This window comes from Kineococcus sp. AC630, assembly GCF_979255925.1.
The window spans coordinates 88892-106352 of the sequence record NZ_CEEDMJ010000020.1 but is presented as its reverse complement, the minus strand read 5'-3'; the positions used below and the strand labels follow the sequence as shown (position 1 = coordinate 106352).

Sequence of the window (17461 nt, the reverse complement as noted above, 5' to 3'; positions counted from 1 at the left end):
ACGGACAGCCGTTCGACGTGCCGGAGGAGGTGGTCTCGGTCGTCCAGTGGCTGCACGTGCTCGTGTCCTGACCGGGGTGCTGCGCGCCCGGAGTTCGCCCACAGCGGATCGGGGCGTCCTGGCCGGAACAGCCCGGCGCTCCCGCCCGTTCGACCAGCGAAGGACCTGCGCAGACAGGACCCGCGGCGGCGTGTCGTTCGCCCGGTGTACCGTCGAACGACAGGCTAGAACGAGCAGGAGGGACAGGGGGCGACCCCTCCACTGATGCCCAACCAACTCAAGCGCATCGTCCGCGGCCCGTGGCTGTGGATCGTCGTCGCGATCGCCGTGGTGGCCATCGGCGCCTCCTTCTTCGCGTCCAGCGGCACCGCCGAGGTCTCCACGACCCGCGCGATCACGCTGATCGAAGAGGGCAAGGTCAAGAGCGCCACGCTCACCGACGGCTCTCAGCGCATCGACCTCAAGCTCAAGTCCGGGGTCACCGAGCAGGGCGCCAGCGCCGTTCGTTCGTACTACATCTCCCAGCGCGGTGGCTCTCTCATCGAGGCGCTGAACACCAACCCGCCCACCGACGGCGTGACCGACGAGGTGCCCCGCACGGGCATCCTGCAGTCCCTGCTGTTCACGGTCGGGCCCATCGTCCTGATGCTGCTCCTCTTCTGGTTCCTCATCTCGCAGATGCAGGGCGGCGGCAGCAAGGTCATGCAGTTCGGCAAGTCCAAGGCCAAGATGATGTCCAAGGACACCCCGAAGACGACGTTCGCGGACGTCGCCGGGGCCGACGAGGCCGTCGAGGAACTGCACGAGATCAAGGAGTTCCTCCAGGACTCCGCCAAGTTCCTGGCCGTCGGCGCGAAGATCCCCAAGGGCGTCCTGCTCTACGGCCCGCCCGGGACCGGCAAGACGCTGCTCGCCCGCGCCGTCGCCGGTGAGGCCGGGGTGCCGTTCTACTCGATCTCCGGTTCGGACTTCGTCGAGATGTTCGTGGGTGTCGGCGCCAGCCGCGTCCGCGACCTCTTCGAGCAGGCCAAGACCAACGCGCCCGCGATCATCTTCGTCGACGAGATCGACGCCGTGGGCCGTCACCGCGGCGCCGGCATGGGCGGCGGGCACGACGAGCGCGAGCAGACGCTGAACCAGCTCCTCGTCGAGATGGACGGCTTCGACGTCAAGACGAACGTCATCCTCATCGCCGCGACGAACCGTCCCGACATCCTCGACCCGGCGCTGCTGCGCCCGGGCCGCTTCGACCGCCAGATCGCGGTGGAGGCTCCCGACATGGAGGGCCGTCACCAGATCCTGCAGGTCCACGGCAAGGGCAAGCCGCTGTCCCCGGACATCGACCTGCTGGCCGTCGCCCGCCGGACCCCGGGCTTCTCCGGCGCCGACCTGGCCAACGTCCTCAACGAGGCCGCGCTGCTCACGGCCCGCGCCGACGCGAAGGTCATCGACAACTCCGCGCTGGACGAGGCGATCGACCGCGTCATGGCCGGCCCGCAGAAGCGCACCCGCCGGATGAACAAGAAGGAACTGCGGGTCACCGCCTACCACGAGGGCGGGCACGCCCTGGTGGCCGCGGCCATGGCCAACACCGACCCGGTCACGAAGGTGACGATCCTGCCGCGCGGCCGGGCGCTGGGTTACACGATGGTCCTGCCGACCGAGGACAAGTACTCGACCTCGCGCAACGAGATCCTCGACCAGCTGGCCTACGCCCTCGGCGGCCGGGTCGCGGAGGAACTCGTCTTCCACGACCCGACGACCGGGGCGAGCAACGACATCGAGAAGGCCACCGGCATGGCCCGCAAGATGGTCACCCAGTACGGCATGAGCGAACGCGTCGGGGCGATCAAGCTCGGGTCCAGCGGCGGCGAGGTCTTCCTCGGTCGCGACATGGGTCACGAGCGCGACTACTCCGAGGGTGTCGCCGGGATCGTCGACGAGGAGGTCCGCCGCCTCATCGAGTCCGCGCACGACGAGGCGTGGGAGGTCCTGGTCGAGCACCGTCAGGTCCTCGACGACCTGGTCGTCGCGCTGCTGGACAAGGAGACGCTGAACCAGGCCGAGCTGGCCGAGATCTTCGCCCCCGTCGTGAAGCGTCCGCAGCGGCCGGTCTGGCTGTCCTCGGAACGCCGTCACGTGTCCGACATCCCGCCGGTCGCCTCGCCCGGTCTCAACGGTCACGTCGGTGGGTTCCAGACGCCGGTGAACGGTTACCAGAACGGGACGCACGAGCAGCCGTGAGCACGGGAGCGCCCACACCGGACGCTCACGCGCCGGGCACGTACGACGGCCCGCGTGCCGAGGCCGCGGTCCGGGAGTTCCTCCTCGCCATCGGGGAGGACCCGGACCGCGAGGGCCTGCGTGAGACCCCCGCCCGCGTGGCCCGCGCCTCGCTCGAACTCTTCGCCGGGTTGCACCAGGACCCGGCCGAGGTCCTCGCCACCGACTTCGGCCTCGAGCACGACGAACTCGTCCTGGTGAAGGACATCGAGGTCCAGTCCACCTGCGAGCACCACCTGCTCCCCTTCCACGGCGTGGCCCACGTCGGCTACATCCCGGGGGAGCACGGCCGGGTGACCGGCCTCTCGAAGCTGGCCCGGTTGGTGGACGTCTTCGCCCGCCGGCCGCAGCTGCAGGAACGCCTCACCACCCAGGTCGCCGACGCCCTCGTCGACAGGCTGCACCCGCGAGGGGTGATCGTCGTCGTCGAGGCCGAGCACTCCTGCATGACCTACCGCGGGGTCCGCAAACCGGGGGCCAAGACCATCACCTCGGCCGTGCGCGGTTCGCTGCGCAACGCGGCCACCCGGGCCGAGGCCATGAGCCTGATCGTGGCGGGGCACCGGTGAACCCACTGCTGGTGCCCGGACCGACCCGGGTCGTGGGGGTCCTCAACGTCACCCCCGACTCCTTCTCCGACGGCGGGCACTTCCTCGCCCACGAGGTGGCGGTCGCGCAGGGGACCGCCCTGCACGCGGCGGGCGCGGCGCTCGTCGACGTCGGCGGTGAGTCGACCCGGCCCGGTGCCGTGCGCGTCGAGGTGGCCGAGGAACTGCGCCGGGTGCTCCCCGTCGTCCACGGGCTGGTCGGCGCCGGGGTCCCGGTGAGCGTCGACACCATGCGCGCGGAGGTGGCCCGGGCCGCGGTCGCCGCGGGGGCGGTCGTCGTGAACGACGTCTCGGGCGGTCTGGCCGATCCGGAGATGGCGGCCACCGTCGCCGAGCTCGGCTGCGTCTACGTCCTCTCGCACTGGCGGGGCTTCTCCGACGTCATGACCTCGCGCGCCGTCTACGACGACGTCGTGGCCGAGGTCTCCGCCGAGCTGCGGGGACGACTCGACGCGGTGACCGCGGCCGGGATCGCACCGGAGCGGATCGTGCTCGACCCCGGTCTCGGGTTCGCCAAGGTCGCCGAGCACGACTGGGCCCTGCTCGCCGGGCTCGACCAGCTCGCCGCGCTGGGCTTCCCCCTGCTCGTGGGGGCCTCCCGCAAACGCTTCCTGGGTGCGCTGCTGACCGGTCCGGACGGGGTCGTCCCGCCGCCGGCGGCCCGCGACACCGCGACCGCCGCCGTCACCGCCCTCGCCGCGGCGCAAGGGATCTGGGGCGTGCGGGTGCACGACGTGGCCCCCTCGGTCGCGGCGGTCCGCGTCGCGCGGGCCTGGGACGCCGCCCGGACCCCGGTGGGTGCGTCGTGACCTCCCTCGACGCCGCCGGGCCCGTGCTCGACGCCCAGGGCCGGGTGCTGGACCGGATCGTGCTGCGCGGGCTGCGCGCCATCGGCCACCACGGCGTCCTGGACTTCGAACGCGCCCAGGGGCAGCCCTTCGGCCTCGACGTCGCCCTGCACCTCGACACCCGCGAGGCCGCCGCCGGCGACGACCTGAGCGCCACCGTCGACTACGGCGCGCTGGCCGGGGAGCTCGTCACGATCCTCACCGGTGAACCCGTCCTGCTCGTCGAGACCCTCGCCGGGCGGATCGCCACGGCTGCGTTGGCCCGGTCCCCGCGGATCGCGGCCGTCGACGTCGTGGTCCACAAGCCGCAGGCGCCGATCCCGGCCTCCTTCGACGACGTCGAACTCGTGGTCCGGCGGACCCGCTCGTGAACGCCGTCCTGTCGCTGGGCGCGAACACCGGTCACCGCGCGGCGAACCTGCACGCGGCGCTCGAGGCGTTGGGCGCGGTGGAGGGGATCACCGTCGACGCGGTGTCCACGTTCGTCGAGTCCGCCCCGGTCGGGACCGTCCGGGACCAGCCCGACTTCCTCAACGCCGTCGCGCTGGTCAGCACGAGCCTCGACCCGCACGCGCTGCTGCGCGCCTGCCACGCCGTCGAGGCGGAGGTCGGGCTGGACCGCAGCACGAAGGTCCCCGACGGCCCCCGTCCCATCGACGTCGACGTGGTGACCTGCGACGGTCTGGTCCTGACCGAGCACGGTCTCGTCCTGCCGCACCCCCGGGCCCACGAGCGCACCTTCGTCCTGGGACCGTGGCTCGAACTCGACCCCGACGCCGAACTCCCCGGCCCGCACGGCGGCCGCGTCGAGACCCTGCTGCAGGCGATCTCGTGAGGCCGTCGCGTCCGGGGCTGCTCGTCGGGCTCGCCGTCATCGCCGGGGTCATCGCCTGGTCCGGGCTGCAGATCTGGATCGCCGGCGGCCACAGTGAACCCGACCTGATGTGGCGCACGACGCTGACCATCGGCCTGCTCGCCGTCGCCGTGTTCGGGGTCGGCTGGCCCGTGCGGCAGTGGGTGAACGGGGACAAGTCCCGCCGCATCGACGCCCTGCGCGCCGCCCGGACCGCTGCCCTGGCCAAGGCCGCCTCCGTCGCGGGGGCGCTGCTGACGGGGATGTTCGCGGGCTGGTTCGTGCACTACCTGCCCACCGCCGACATCGCGGCCCGCCGCTCCGAACTCCTGAGCGCCGGCGCGGACATCGTGGTCTCGGTGCTGCTGTTGGCCGCCGGCCTCCTCGTCGAACGCTGGTGCCGCGTCCCCGACGACGAGGACAGCGACGCCGCACCCGCCTGACCCGGCGCCGGGTGCCGGAAGGCGATCAAGTCGGCCGCCTCACCGGTCGATCTCATCGGCGTGGAGTGGATCACGGGCGGTTCGACCGCACCGGCAGCCCGCGCGGGCCGTCTCGAGGACGGAACCCGGGTGCTGTGGGTGCCCCGGGAGGGACCGACCACGGCTCGCCTGACGTTCCGGGTGGGTGTGGTCGACGAGACCTTCGTGACACGGGGCACCACGCACCTCGTCGAGCACCTCGCCCACACCCGTCTCGGCCTGCCCGCCTACCCGAGCAACGCCTCCGTGGAGGCCCTGTTCACGTCCTTCGACGTGCGGGGGACCCAGGACGAGGTCGCCGAGCACTTCCGCGTCCTCAGCGCCGAGCTGCGGGACCTGCCGGTCCACGGCCTCGCCCACGAGATCGACGTCCTCGAGCTCGAGGCCCACCGCGGTGGACCCAGCGTCTGGGACGAGTTGCGCCGGGTCCGGCACGGGCTGCGGGGCTGGGGCCTGCTGTCCACCGACGAGGTGGGCCTGTTGGCGGCGGACCCGCAGCAGGTGAGCGCCTGGGCCCGACGGGTCTTCACCGCGGACAACGCAGTGCTGTGGGTCCACGGCGCAGAACCGCAGACCTCCTGGTCGACGTTGTCCCGGGGTGAGCGTCTGCCCGTTCCGTCACCGAGCGAGCTACCGGGCCGGCGGGCTGCCTGGTTCACCGGCCGCCCGGCTGTCGTCGCGTTCACCGCCGTGGGTCCGGACGAGCCGGCCACGTGGGCCGCCTGGTGGCGGCTGCACCGCGCGTTGCGTCAGCGCCTGCGCGCGGAGGACGGCAGCGTCTACGACGTCGACGCCTCGGTGCGGTCGACGGGTCCGGGTCGTCTCGAACTCGGACTCTCCGCCCAGACCTCCTGGGACCGCCAGCGTGAGGTCGTGCACGCCGTTCAAGACGTCGTGCGCGACACGTGCGCCGACGTGATGTCCGACTCCGACCTGGAGTCGTGGAAGCGTGGCTGGGTGGAACCCGCCGACGCGGGAGACGCCGCGGACGAGTCCGCCGTGGTGCGGAGCCTGGACGCGACGGCTCGGTCCTGGCTCCTGAGCGCCCAGCAGGAGCCGGGTGAGTTCACGCGGGCGGCGACGAGCGAGCCCCGTGCCGCCGCCGTGCGCCCCGAGCACGTGCACACGGCGTTGCGCGAGCTGATGGGCACGGCGCTGCTGCAGGTGCCGGACGGGGTGGAGGGCCCGGTCGGCCTGACGCCCGTCCCGTCGTTGTCCACCGGGGTCGTCCAGGGGCAGGTGTTCGTCGGCGCCCGCCACCGCGAAGGAGGACTGCGCCTGATCATCGGGCCGCGTGGGGTGACCCTCGAACCAGCGCCCGCCGTGCACCTGACCGTCGCGTGGACGGACTGCGCTGCGGTGTTGCGCCACCCGGACGGCCGGCGGGAGATCGTCGGCAACGACGCGATGGTGCTCTCCTTCGACCCTGCGGACTGGGCCCAGGGGCGGACCGCCCTCGAACTCCTGGACACCCTTGCTCCGTCGACGGTGTCGGTCGACCTGCCCGGTGAGCCGGCCACCATCCGTCGCCCACCGAGGGTCCTGTCAGGGTTGGCGTCGTGGAGCACCAGCGTCCTGGTCACCCTGTCGTTCGCGTTCGTGCTGTTCACGCTCTTCATGGCTCTGGTGTCGCTCGATTCCCCGAACCGGGTGTTCGCGGTGACCTTCACCTCGTTCTGCGCGCTGCTGACCACGGGGTTCCTGGTGGCGCTCGTGCAACGTCTGCGCTTCCCCCGTCGGCAGCGCACCACCATGGACACGCGGTCCCGGACCCACGTGGCCGTGGCGGTCGACCAGGCTCTGGCCCGGGGGAGTCGACGCCTGGCCAGGAACGTGGCGATCGGTGCGTGGGTGGTCACGGTGGTGTCGGTGCTCGTCGGGGCCTGGCACGGCGTCGCCTTCTGGCCGGCGGCCTTCCTGGCCGCGTTCGCCGTTCGGGCTACTCGTGAGACGACTCGTCGCACCCACCGGGGCCACCACGTGGAGTGAGGGATGGGGGTGACGATCTCGTCGCCGGGGCGCCCCGTTCGTCGCACCCACCCCTCACTCCACGTGGTGACACCGATGGGTGTCCCACCCGGGGTGGCTACGGCTTGCGCCACACCGACACGTGCGACGTGCTCGCGGCGGTGAACTCCGCGCGGTCCCACCCGGACCACCGCGCGAACCGTTCCAGCCCGGCGATCCGGGCCATCAGGTCGTACTCGGCGGGCCAGGCGTAGCGGTGGTGGGACTCGAACCGGCTCACCCGGCCGTCCTCGGTGAACCGGTAGTGGTGGGACGTGAGGCGCTGCTCGACGAGGTCGAAGGTGTCGAAACCCAGGTGCTCACGACCGACGTGGAAGGGACGGGCGGTCTCGCCCGGAGGGAGCCGCTGCAGTTCCGGCACCGCGACCTCGACGAGGAAGTACCCGCCGGGTGCGAGGTGGCGGGCGGCGTTGCGGAAGCACTCGACCTGTTCGTCCTGCTCCAGCAGGTTGGTGATCGTGTTGAACACGAGGTAGACCAGACCGAACTCGCCCTCGACCCGGGCGCTCGACATGTCGCCCATCACCAGGTCGATCCCCGCCGCCGCCGAACCGGGGACCATCTTCTCCCGCAACCGTGCCGCCATCGCGGGTGACATCTCGATCCCGGCGACGGGAACCCCGCGCCCGGCCAGCGGGATCCCGACCCGGCCGGTGCCGATGGCGAACTCCAGCGCGCGCCGACCGTCGGCGAGGTCGACGAGCACGTCGCAGGTCGGGCCGAGGAGTTCCGGGGAGAACATCCAGGAGGAGTCCTCGTCGTAGCCGCGGGCGACGTCCTCGCCCCACAGGTCACCGGTCACGGGACGGTCCTCTCCAGCCGGGCGAGCGAGGCGGTGTGGTCGGCGAACTCCCGGGTGGCGGCGACGAGTTCCGGGGCGGGGGCGGTGTGGACGTCGAAACCCCGGGTGCGCCCCTCGAGGGCGTCGGTGAGCAGCGGCCCCCACCGGTCGTCGAGAACGTCCCGCGCCCAGCGCAGGGCGGCCGGTTTCGACAGGACGCGGCCGGTGCGGACGGTGGCGAGCATCCGGGAGAGGGTCTCGACCGCCGTCCGCTGACCCCACTCGATGCTCCGCCAGTCCATCCACGATTCCAGGTCGTCGAAGAACCGGGGGAACCGGGCGAGCGACTCCGCCCGCAACGCGTCCGGGTCGACGGGGTCGACCAGGTCGGCCGCCGGTGGCCCGGCCAGGGTGATCCCGTGCTCGCGCAGGACCCAGCGCACGACGAGGGTGTTGCAGTGCGGGGAGAGTTCCAGCGCCGCGCTGTCCTGGTGGTCCACGAACCACCAGGGTTCCTCCGACGGTCGGCGCAACGACGCGGCGGGGACGTGGGAACCCTCCGTCCCGCGGAACCAGGGCTCGGGCCGGTCGTGGAAGCGGCGGTGGAACTCCTGCAACTCCGCCACCGGGACGTCGGGGGAGCGGGTGACGACCAGCCAGTCCGCGTCGCTGTGCTCGTCGGCGTCGCCGAGGGCGAACGAACCGTGCAGGTAGGCCCCGACGAAGTCGTCCCCGAGCAGTTCCGCGCTGCCCTCGACGAGGACCTGCAACGCGTGCTGCAGGTCGGGCGGGACGTGGGCTGCGTCGCTCGGCACGCCAGCACGGTAGGACCGCCGCAGGGGCCGGCGCGACGGCTTTTCAGGAGGGCCAGGCGAGGTCCGCGACGACGGGGGAGTGGGTGCTCCCCCCGGGGTCGCGTTCGTGGTCGTCGACGGGTTCGAGTCCGGCCACCAGCACCACGTCGACCCGGGCGAAACCGGGGGAGGCACCCCGGGTCAGCCCCGGTTGCGTCCCGACGGCGCGGTGGACGTCGGTCAGGCCGTGGGAGCGCAGCACCCGCAACGGTTCGTTGAACTCCGCGGAGTTCAGGTCCCCCGCCAGCACGACGGCGTTCCCGGCGGCGTGCAGGGACTCCGCGAGGTCACCGTAGCGACGGGCCTCGGCGACCCGGACCCGCGCCGCGTCCGCGGTGTCGCCCGCGGGGTTCAGCGCGGCCTTCGCCGGACTGCAGAACAGGCAGGGGGAGGCGAGGTGGACGGAGATCACCGCGATCCGGCGACCGTCGGCGTCGACGGTGACGACGTCCGCGGGGCGTGCTCCGGTGGGGAGTCCGGTCACCGGCTCCACCGAGACGATGGGGTACTTCGACCAGACCGCGTTCCCGTCGCCCTCGTTGCGACCACCGGTCGCCGTGGTGGAGGTGTAGCTGCGGTAGGCGTACTCCGGCCACTGGTCGCGGTAGCGGGCCTGCTGGGACGGGACGACCTCCTGCAGCAGCACGACGTCCGCCCCGCCGTGACGCATGAGTTCCGTGACCCCGGCGGCTCCGCGCCAGTTCGTGGTGTTGAAGGTCGCGACCCGCAGGTCGGGGCCCGGGTCGCGGGGGTCCAGCCGGTGCAGCGCGTAGGGCCCGAACAGCGTGCCCGCGGCGAGCGCCGGGACGACGACCGCGGCCAGCGTCCGCCACGACCGGAACGCGGTCGCGAAGGGGACGAACACGAGGGCGGGGACCAGCCACCACGTCGCGAACAACCCCAGCACGTAGCTCACGGCGTGCCCGTCGGAGAAGGCGAGGACGACGAGCAGGGCGAGGGTGGCGAGGACGCCGTAGGCGACCGCGAGGGTTCGCAGCGTGCGGCGCCACCAGGGGCGCCGGCTCGGCGTCGGTGGCACCCGGCCATCCTGCTACACGCGGGTACCCGCCCGCTCCGCGACGGGCGTCGTCGTGCTCTGCCGCAGCGCGTAGAGCTCCTCGAAGCGGGCGAGGGTGCGCCGCTCGTCGTGCTCGGACGCGATGGCCAGGCTGCGCGCACCCATCCGGGCGGCGAGGTCGGGGTCGCCCAGCACGAGCGCGAGGCGCGCCGCCAGGGCCGCGGGCCGGCCGTGCGGGAAGAGGAAGCCGTTGTCGCCGTCGCGCACCAGGTGCGGCAGGGCGCAGGCGTCGACCCCGAGGACCGGCAGTCCCGAGGCCATCGCCTCCAGGACGACGAGGCTCTGCAGTTCCGCCGTCCCGGCGTTGGCGAACACGTCGCAGGCCAGGTAGGCGGCGGCCAGGTCGGCCTCGGGGACGAAACCGGTCGAGACGACCCGGTCGGCCACCCCGAGTTCCGCGGCGCGGCGCAGCAACCCGGCGCGGCGGGCGCCGTCGCCGACGAGCAGCAGTTGCGCGTCGAGTTCGGGTCGGAGGCGGCGGACGAGCGCGAGCGCCTCGACGAGTTCCTCGACGTTCTTCTCCGGCGCGAGGCGTCCGACGTAGCCGATGGTCGGGCGGTCGGGTACGCCGTACCGGAGCCGGAACTCCCGTCGCAGTTCCCCGGAGGGGTCGGGCGCGAAGCGGCGCAGGTCCATCCCGCACGAGATGGGCAGGACGGGGCCGGGGATGCCCGCCCGTTCGGCCAGGGCCGCCGCGTAGGGGGTCGGGGCGGTGACGACGTCGGCGCGCTGGAAGACCCCGGCGGCGTCGTTCCAGGCCCACTCGTGCAGCGCGTGCTGGACCCGGTCGCCGAGCGGGACGTGGTGGGTGAGGTTCTCGGGCATGAAGTGGTTCGTCGCCACGACGGGGACGCCGAGCCGGTTCGCCGCGGTCACCAGGGCGCGGCCGACGAGGAAGTGGCTCTGCACGTGCACGACGTCGGGCCGGACGTCGCGCAGGATCCGGGTGGCGGCGCGGACCAGTCCGGCCGGCGGGCAGAACCGCAGGCCGGTTCCGCCGACGAGCACGGGGAAGGACCGCACACGGTGCTCCACGACGCCGGAGGCGACGGTCTCGCGGGTGCTGCGCGGGCCGCGGGCCGGGGCCACGACGTGGACCTCGTGCCGTCCGGTGAGACCGGCGGCGAGGCGTTGCGCGAACGTCGAGGCGCCGTTGACGTCGGGGGCGTAGGTGTCTGCTCCGATGAGGATTCTCATGGGTGGAACTCAACCGCCCCCGACCCCCGTGGGTCATCGCTCCGGGGAACCGCCCCCGGCGGGACCCGGGTCCCTGGGTGGACTACCTCCCCGGTAGGGGTCAGAGGTCGCGCCGCAACGCGGTGTGCACGACGTCGGGGGTGAGCACCCCGAGGAACTCCTCGCCGTCGAGGACGGGCAGGAACCGCAGTTCCTGCGCGAGCAGGGCGGAGAAGGCGCTGCGCAGGGTCTCCCGGGCGGCGATGGTCGTGGGGAACCGGCGGGTGTGGTCGCCGACGCGGGCGCTGCGCGACCCCCGCTGCTCCAGGAGGGGGCCGCGCGCCACCCACCCCAGCAGGCGGCCGTGGTCGAGGACCACGGCCCACGCCCGGCCGTCGAGTTCCAGGGCCGTCGCGGCGTAGGCGGCGCCGTCGGCGGGGGCGAGGACCAGGGGCCGTTCCAGGTCCTCGGGCCGGATCGGGGTCACGGCGAGGCGGCGCAACCCCCGGTCGGAGCCGATGAAGTCGACGACGAACTCCGACGCCGGTTCGGAGAGCAGGGTCGTGGGGGTGGCGATCTGCTCCAGCACCCCGCCGGTGGAGAACACCGCGATCCGGTCGGCGAGCTTGACGGCCTCGTCGAGGTCGTGGGTGACGAAGAGGACGGTCTTGCCCAGTTCCTGCTGGATGCGCCGGAACTCGCTCTGCAGGCGGTCCCGCACGACGGGGTCGACGGCCCCGAACGGTTCGTCCATGAGCAGGACGGGCGGGTCCGCGGCCAGGGCGCGCGCCACCCCGACGCGTTGCTGCTGCCCCCCGGACAACTGCGCGGGGTAGCGGTCGCCGTGGGCCCAGCCGTCGAGGCCGACGAGTTCGAGCAGTTCGTCGACCCGCCGCCGGGTGACGTCGGCGTCCCAGCCGAGCAACCGCGGCACGGTGGCGACGTTCTGCCGGATCGTGCGGTGCGGGAGCAGGCCACCGGCCTGGATGACGTAGCCGATCCCGCGGCGCAGCGCGACGACGTCGGTGTGGGCGGCGTCGCGGCCGTCGACGACGATGCGGCCGGCGCTCGGTTCGACGAGCCGGTTCACCATCCGCAGGATCGTCGACTTGCCGCACCCGCTGGGTCCGACGAGCGCGACGAGCTCCCCGCGCGCGACGGTGAGGTCGAGGTGGCCGACGGCGGGGGAGTCGTGGCGGCCGTAGCGCTTGGTGACGCCCTCGAAGCGGATGACCTCGTCATCCCGCGTGTCCTGTTCCTCACCCTCGGTGATCACACCGGAAGCCTGACCGACGCTCCCGCGATCGGCAACGTGGGTGGGCGCTGCTCTGGCAAGGTGGGGGCATGGCCGAACGGACGACCGTCAGCACCGAGGACCCGTTCGCGCCGGGCGACGTCGTCTGGCAGCGGATCTCCCCGCGCTGGGCCACCGCGCAACGCGTCGGGGGAGGCATCGTCTTCGCCGTCGTCGTCGTGGTCACCGTCGTCCTGGCGGTCCTGCTGACGCCGTGGATCTGGCTGGCCCTCGTCGTGGTGGTCCCGTTGTGGGCGTGGGACTTCGTGTGGTCCGGGCGGCAGGTGAAGGCGTGGGGCTACGCCGAGCGCGACGACGACCTGCTCGTGGTGAAGGGGATCATGTTCCGCTCGCTGGTCGTCGTGCCCTACGGCCGGCTGCAGTACGTCGACGTGGAGGCCGGGCCGCTGGACCGGAGGTTCGGCCTGGCCAAGGTGCAGCTGCACACCGCCTCCTCCGACTCCGACGCCGCCATCCCCGGGCTCTCCCCCGAGGAGGCGGCCCGGCTGCGCGACCGTCTCGCCGCCCGTGGCGAAGCCCGACTGGCCGGGCTGTGACCGACGAGCACCGGACCGAGGAGCCCCGGACCGACGAGCCCGCCCTCGAGGTCCTGCCGGCCGAGGTCGCGGCCAGGCTCGACGCCCCGACCCGCGCCGTCCTCACCGACCCGGGCTGGCGACGGCTGCACCCGGTCACCCCGGTGCTGCGGGCGTGGAAGGTCGTCGCCGCGGTGCTGGCGGTGGTCGTGGGGCAGAACGTCGACAACATCGTCCGCCTGGACCTGCCCGGCTGGATCCTGACGTTGTCGATCGTCGGGGGGATCCTGCTGCTCGCGATCGTCGGCGCCGGCTACAGCGCCCTGGCCTGGCGCAAGACGCGCTACCGGATCGACTCCGAGGCCGTGCACGTCGAGCACGGGATCCTCTGGCGCCAGCAGCGCCGGGCCCAGCTGGACCGGTTGCAGGCCGTCGACGTCGTCCGGCCTTTGCTGGGCCGGCTGTTCGGGCTGGCCGAGCTGCGCCTCGAGGTCGCGGGCGGTTCCGGCAGCAAGGTGTCGTTGGCCTACCTCAAGGAGGAGGAGGCCCAGCGGGTCCGCAACGCGCTGCTCGCGGCGTCCGCGGGGGTCGTCGTCGCCGAGGGTGAGGACGCCCCGGAGGCCCCGCAGCGCGAGGTCGTCGAGGTCCCGCCGACGCGGCTGCTCCTGTCCACGCTGCGTTCGGGCCTGACGATCTGGATGGTCCTGGTGCTCGTGGGCCTCGGCGTCGGCTGCTGGTTCGCGCAGAGCCTCACCCCGCTGTTCGGTTCGTTCGCCGCGGTCCTCGGCGTGGTCTCGACGGTGTGGCAGCGGTTCTCCCGGGGCTTCAACTTCACCGTCGCGGACTCCCCGGACGGGCTGCGGCTCTCCCACGGGCTGCTGGAGCAGCGCTCGCAGACCGTGCCGCCGGGGCGGGTGCAGGCGCTGCGGATCACCCAGCCGCTGCTGTGGCGCAGCGCGGGCTGGTGGCGGGTGGAGGTCAACGTCGCGGGGTACTCCGGCGAGAGCGGCAGCGCCTCCGAGCAGAGCACGACGCTGCTGCCCGTCGGCACCGTCGAGGAGCTCGGGCTCGTGCTGGCGATCGTGCTGCCGGACCTGGGGACGGGCGAGGAGTCCCCGCTCGACGTGGTCCGCGCCGGGCTGACCGGCACCGGCACCGACGGCGGGTTCACCCCCGTCCCGCGGGCCGCCCGCTGGCTGGACCCGGTGAGCTGGCGCCGCCGCGGCTACCGCGTCACCGAGCACGCGTTCCTCTCCCGCAACGGCCGGCTGGTCCGCGGTCTCGACGTCGTCCCGCACGCGCGGACGCAGAGCCTCGGCGTCGCTCAGGGTCCGCTGCAGCGTCGCCTGGGCCTGGCCAGCGTCGTGCTGCACTCGACCCCCGGGCGGGTGAAGCCCCGCGTCGACCACCTCGACCCGGCGACGGCGGCGCGGCTGCTGACGGAGCAGTCCCTGCGCTCCCGCGCGGCCCGCGCCGGTTCCGGTCCCGAACGCTGGATGACCACCTGAGCGTCGTCAGCCGGGCAGGGCACCGCTGCGGGCGAGGGCGGCGGTGAGCAGTTCGAGGTCGATCGCGACGTGCGCGCGGGCGAGGGCCTCGGCCTCGTCGGCGCGGCCGGCGACGATCGCGGCGACGAGGGCGCGGTGCTCGCGCAGGGCCCGCACCTCCATGGCGTGCATGCCCTCCGGGGCACCCCACAGGTGCGCGGGGGCGCCGATGCTGAGCCGGCCCTCGAGCTCGCGCAGGACGCGGCGCAGGGTGTCGTTGTGGGCGGCGTCGATGATCGCGACGTGCAGCGCGCTGTCGGCCTGCTGGGACTGCAGGCCGGAGTCGGCCGCGGCGTAGGCCTCGAGCGCGTCCTGCACGCGCGCGACGTCGGCGGGGGAGCGGTGCTCGGCCGCGGCCCGGCACACCGCCCCGTGCAGACGGGCGATCGCGTCGCACAGGTCGCGCAGCTGGGCGTAGCCCGCCGACAGCGTGCGTCCGACGATCTCCGTCGAGGACTCGGGCCACTGCTGCAGGACGAACGTGCCGCCGTGGCGTCCCCGGCGGGTCTCCACCAGGCCCCGGTCGGCGAGCTGGGCCAGCGCGGCGCGGACCGTCGTCCGCCCGGCACCGAGGACGGCGGCCAGGTCGCGTTCGGCGGGCAGCCGCGAACCGGGCAGGTACTGGCCGGTGGCGATGGCGGTGACGAGCCGTTCCAGCACCGCGGCGACGCGCGAGCCGGGGTCCACCACGAGGTCCGTCCGCGTCATCCCACCGTCCTCCCGTTTCGCACAGGTTAATTCCCCACCAATGGTCTTGTCGGGGACCTTTGAAGTGAGGATGCTCACGCCATGCCCGTCACGACCCACGAACTCCCCGTCCTCGGACACCGCACCTGGGTGCAGGTCACCACCCCGTCGAACCCCCGCGCGGGAGCCCTCCCCCTGATCGTCCTGCACGGCGGACCCGGGATGGCTCACGACTACGTGGCCAACCTCGCCGCCCTGGCCGAGGAGACCGGGCGCACCGTCGTCCACTACGACCAGCTCGGCTGCGGCCGCAGCACCCACCTGCCCGCAGCGCCGCCGGAGTCCTGGACCCCGCAGCTGTTCGTCGACGAGTTCCACGCCGTGCTCGACGGCCTCGGCCTCGACCGGGTCCACGTCCTCGGCCAGTCCTGGGGCGGGATGCTCGGCGCCGAGATCGCCGTCCGGCGACCCGCGGGGCTGGTGTCTCTGGCGATCTGCAACTCCCCGGCCTCGATGCCGCTCTGGGTCGAGGGCGCCGCCCGGTTGCGGGCCGAGCTCCCGCCGCAGGCCCGCGAGGCGCTGGACCGCCACGAGGCCGCCGGGACGACGACCGACCCCGAGTACCTCGCCGCCACCGACGAGTTCTACGCCCGCCACGTCTGCCGGATCACGCCCACCCACCCCGACTTCGCGGCCAGCGTCGCCCAGATGGAGGCGGAACCCACCGTCTACCACACCATGAACGGCCCCAACGAGTTCCACGTCATCGGGACCCTGCGCGACTGGTCCGTCATCGACCGCCTCCCCGACGTCGCCGTCCCGACCCTCGTCGTCGCCGGCGAGTTCGACGAGGCGACCCCGGAGACGTGGGCGCCGTTCGTGGACCGGATCCCCGACGTCAGCGCGCACGTCTTCCCCGGCGCCAGCCACTGCACCCACCTCGAACAGCCCGAGGAGTTCCGCGCGTTCGTCGCGGCGTTCCTCGCGCGCCACGACGACCCCGCCGACACCTCAGGAGCTCCGCGATGAGCGACCAGCAACGCACCCTCGAGTCGTTCGGGTACCAGCAGCAGCTCAAACGTTCCGTCTCCACCTTCGACCTGCTGGTCTACGGGCTGGTGTTCATGGTCCCGATCGCGCCGTGGGCGATCTTCGGGACGGTCTACGACAGCGCGCACGGCATGGTCCCGCTCGTCTACCTCATCGGCCTGGTGGCGATGATCTTCACCGCTCTCGCCTACGGGCAGATGGCGAAGGCGTTCCCGCTGGCGGGTTCGGTGTTCTCCTACGTCGGCCGCGGGATCCACCCCTCGCTGGGGTTCTTCGCGGGCTGGTCGATCCTGCTCGACTACCTGCTCATCCCGACCCTGCTCTACGTCTTCGCCGCCGAGTCGATGGTCGGGATCTTCCCGGGGTCCCCGCGCTGGGTGTGGGCGCTGGTGTTCGTCGCGATCAACACGGTCGTGAACCTGCTGGGGATCAGTTCGCTCAAGCTCGCCAACCGGGTGTTCCTGGCCATCGAGATCGTGTTCGTGGTGGCGTTCGTCGTCATCGCGGCGCGGGCGCTCAACGGCGGGACGATCCCGGGCGCGGAGTGGGGGGCGACCCCGTTCTGGGACTCCTCGCAGGTGAGCGGCCCGCTCATCGCCGGGGCGCTCTCGATCGCCGTCCTGAGCTTCCTGGGCTTCGACGGGATCTCCACGCTCGCCGAGGAGACGACCGGGCGGAAGAACCCCGCGGGCCGGGCGATGATCGTCGCCCTGTTCGTCGTCGCGTTCCTCTTCGTCCTGCAGACCTGGCTGGCCAGCCTGCTCGCCGCGGGGCGCGAGTCCTTCGGCGACGCCGCCGCGGGCAACGCGTTCTTCGACCTCGTCCAGGCCGCGTCCGGCTCGCACTGGAAGACGGCGTTCCTCGTCGTCAACGTCATCGCCGTCGGCATCGCCAACGCGATGGCCGCGCAGGCCGCCACGTCGCGGTTGCTGTTCTCGATGAGCCGCGACCGCCAGCTGCCGGCGTACCTGTCGCGCATCAGCGACCGTCAGGTCCCGATGGCCGCGATCCTCACCGTCACGGGTCTCACCCTCGTGCTGGTGCTGTTCTTCGTCGGGCAGATCTCGCTGATCTCGTCGCTGGTGAACTTCGGCGCGCTGTTCGGGTTCTGCCTGCTGCACGTCTCGGTGATCGTCCACCACCTCGTGCGCGGGAGGTCGAAGAACTACCTGCTGCACCTCGTCGCCCCGGTGCTGGGCTTCCTCATCATCGGCTACGTGCTGGTGAACGCCGACGCGGCCGCGAAGATCGGCGGCCTCGCCTGGCTCGTCGTCGGGGCCGTCGTCCTCGCCGTCAACCTGCGGACCGGCCGCGGGGCCCCGAGCCTGCCCGCGGAGGAGGGGGCGCACCCCTGAG

At 72.9% G+C, this 17461-nt stretch carries 17 protein-coding genes; 11 read left to right on the top strand and 6 right to left on the bottom strand.

All coding sequences use genetic code 11. The features are described 5' to 3' along the window. Positions 1 to 264 precede the first annotated feature (264 nt). The 7 genes from ftsH (at position 265) to AC0I8G_RS19970 (ending at position 7063) form a co-directional block, all read left to right on the top strand. Positions 265 to 2244, top strand: coding sequence for an ATP-dependent zinc metalloprotease FtsH (gene ftsH, locus AC0I8G_RS20000; protein WP_471731501.1), 1980 nt, complete (start codon positions 265 to 267; stop codon positions 2242 to 2244). After that, positions 2241 to 2852, top strand: a complete 612-nt coding sequence (gene folE, locus AC0I8G_RS19995; RefSeq protein WP_471731500.1) for a GTP cyclohydrolase I FolE — start codon at positions 2241 to 2243, stop codon at positions 2850 to 2852. The genes ftsH and folE overlap by 4 nt, the downstream gene beginning before the upstream one ends. A gap of 11 nt (positions 2853 to 2863) precedes the next feature. Further along, complete coding sequence (folP, locus tag AC0I8G_RS19990; RefSeq protein WP_471731499.1) at positions 2864 to 3700, top strand: dihydropteroate synthase; 837 nt, start codon at positions 2864 to 2866, stop codon at positions 3698 to 3700. Then, a complete protein-coding gene (folB, locus tag AC0I8G_RS19985) occupies positions 3697 to 4110 on the top strand; it encodes a dihydroneopterin aldolase (RefSeq protein WP_471731498.1) in 414 nt (137 codons plus the stop codon). Before folP ends, folB begins: the two co-directional genes overlap by 4 nt. Beyond that, positions 4107 to 4574 carry a 2-amino-4-hydroxy-6-hydroxymethyldihydropteridine diphosphokinase gene (gene folK, locus AC0I8G_RS19980; protein WP_471731497.1) on the top strand — a complete coding sequence of 156 codons (468 nt, stop codon included), beginning with the start codon at positions 4107 to 4109 and terminating at the stop codon, positions 4572 to 4574. Before folB ends, folK begins: the two co-directional genes overlap by 4 nt. Next, the gene (locus tag AC0I8G_RS19975; RefSeq protein WP_471731496.1) at positions 4571 to 5035 is read left to right on the top strand and encodes a DUF3180 domain-containing protein; all 465 of its coding nucleotides are present in this window, start codon (positions 4571 to 4573) and stop codon (positions 5033 to 5035) included. The genes folK and AC0I8G_RS19975 overlap by 4 nt, the downstream gene beginning before the upstream one ends. A gap of 204 nt (positions 5036 to 5239) precedes the next feature. Beyond that, positions 5240 to 7063 (top strand): hypothetical protein, encoded by a 1824-nt coding sequence (locus AC0I8G_RS19970; protein WP_471731495.1) that lies wholly within the window; start codon positions 5240 to 5242, stop codon positions 7061 to 7063. 97 nt (positions 7064 to 7160) lie between these two features. On the opposite strand, the gene AC0I8G_RS19965 is transcribed toward AC0I8G_RS19970, so the two are convergent. From AC0I8G_RS19965 to AC0I8G_RS19945, 5 genes are all read right to left on the bottom strand, one after another. Beyond that, positions 7161 to 7844, bottom strand: a complete 684-nt coding sequence (locus tag AC0I8G_RS19965) for a class I SAM-dependent methyltransferase (RefSeq protein ID WP_471731518.1) — start codon at positions 7842 to 7844, stop codon at positions 7161 to 7163. Positions 7845 to 7900: 56 nt separating this feature from the next. Further along, complete coding sequence (locus AC0I8G_RS19960) at positions 7901 to 8698, bottom strand: aminoglycoside adenylyltransferase domain-containing protein (protein ID WP_471731494.1); 798 nt, start codon at positions 8696 to 8698, stop codon at positions 7901 to 7903. A 43-nt stretch (positions 8699 to 8741) separates the two neighbouring features. Then, positions 8742 to 9776 (bottom strand): endonuclease/exonuclease/phosphatase family protein, encoded by a 1035-nt coding sequence (locus tag AC0I8G_RS19955; RefSeq protein WP_471731493.1) that lies wholly within the window; start codon positions 9774 to 9776, stop codon positions 8742 to 8744. A 12-nt stretch (positions 9777 to 9788) separates the two neighbouring features. Then, positions 9789 to 11012, bottom strand: a complete 1224-nt coding sequence (locus AC0I8G_RS19950) for a glycosyltransferase (RefSeq protein ID WP_471731492.1) — start codon at positions 11010 to 11012, stop codon at positions 9789 to 9791. A gap of 100 nt (positions 11013 to 11112) precedes the next feature. Next, positions 11113 to 12267, bottom strand: coding sequence for an ABC transporter ATP-binding protein (locus tag AC0I8G_RS19945; RefSeq protein WP_471731491.1), 1155 nt, complete (start codon positions 12265 to 12267; stop codon positions 11113 to 11115). Between the two features lie 68 nt (positions 12268 to 12335). On the opposite strand from AC0I8G_RS19945, the gene AC0I8G_RS19940 reads away from it, so the two are divergent. Next, positions 12336 to 12842, top strand: coding sequence for a PH domain-containing protein (locus AC0I8G_RS19940; RefSeq protein ID WP_471731490.1), 507 nt, complete (start codon positions 12336 to 12338; stop codon positions 12840 to 12842). Next, positions 12839 to 14329 carry a PH domain-containing protein gene (locus tag AC0I8G_RS19935; RefSeq protein ID WP_471731489.1) on the top strand — a complete coding sequence of 497 codons (1491 nt, stop codon included), beginning with the start codon at positions 12839 to 12841 and terminating at the stop codon, positions 14327 to 14329. Before AC0I8G_RS19940 ends, AC0I8G_RS19935 begins: the two co-directional genes overlap by 4 nt. Positions 14330 to 14335: 6 nt before the next feature. On the opposite strand, the gene AC0I8G_RS19930 is transcribed toward AC0I8G_RS19935, so the two are convergent. After that, on the bottom strand, positions 14336 to 15076 hold the full coding sequence (locus AC0I8G_RS19930) for a FadR/GntR family transcriptional regulator (protein WP_471731488.1): 741 nt from the start codon (positions 15074 to 15076) through the stop codon (positions 14336 to 14338). Between the two features lie 81 nt (positions 15077 to 15157). On the opposite strand from AC0I8G_RS19930, the gene AC0I8G_RS19925 reads away from it, so the two are divergent. Together AC0I8G_RS19925 and AC0I8G_RS19920 are read left to right on the top strand one after the other, a co-directional pair. After that, on the top strand, positions 15158 to 16084 hold the full coding sequence (locus AC0I8G_RS19925) for a proline iminopeptidase-family hydrolase (RefSeq protein ID WP_471731487.1): 927 nt from the start codon (positions 15158 to 15160) through the stop codon (positions 16082 to 16084). After that, positions 16081 to 17460 (top strand): APC family permease, encoded by a 1380-nt coding sequence (locus tag AC0I8G_RS19920; protein ID WP_471731486.1) that lies wholly within the window; start codon positions 16081 to 16083, stop codon positions 17458 to 17460. The genes AC0I8G_RS19925 and AC0I8G_RS19920 overlap by 4 nt, the downstream gene beginning before the upstream one ends. The last annotated feature ends 1 nt before the right edge of the window (position 17461 follow it).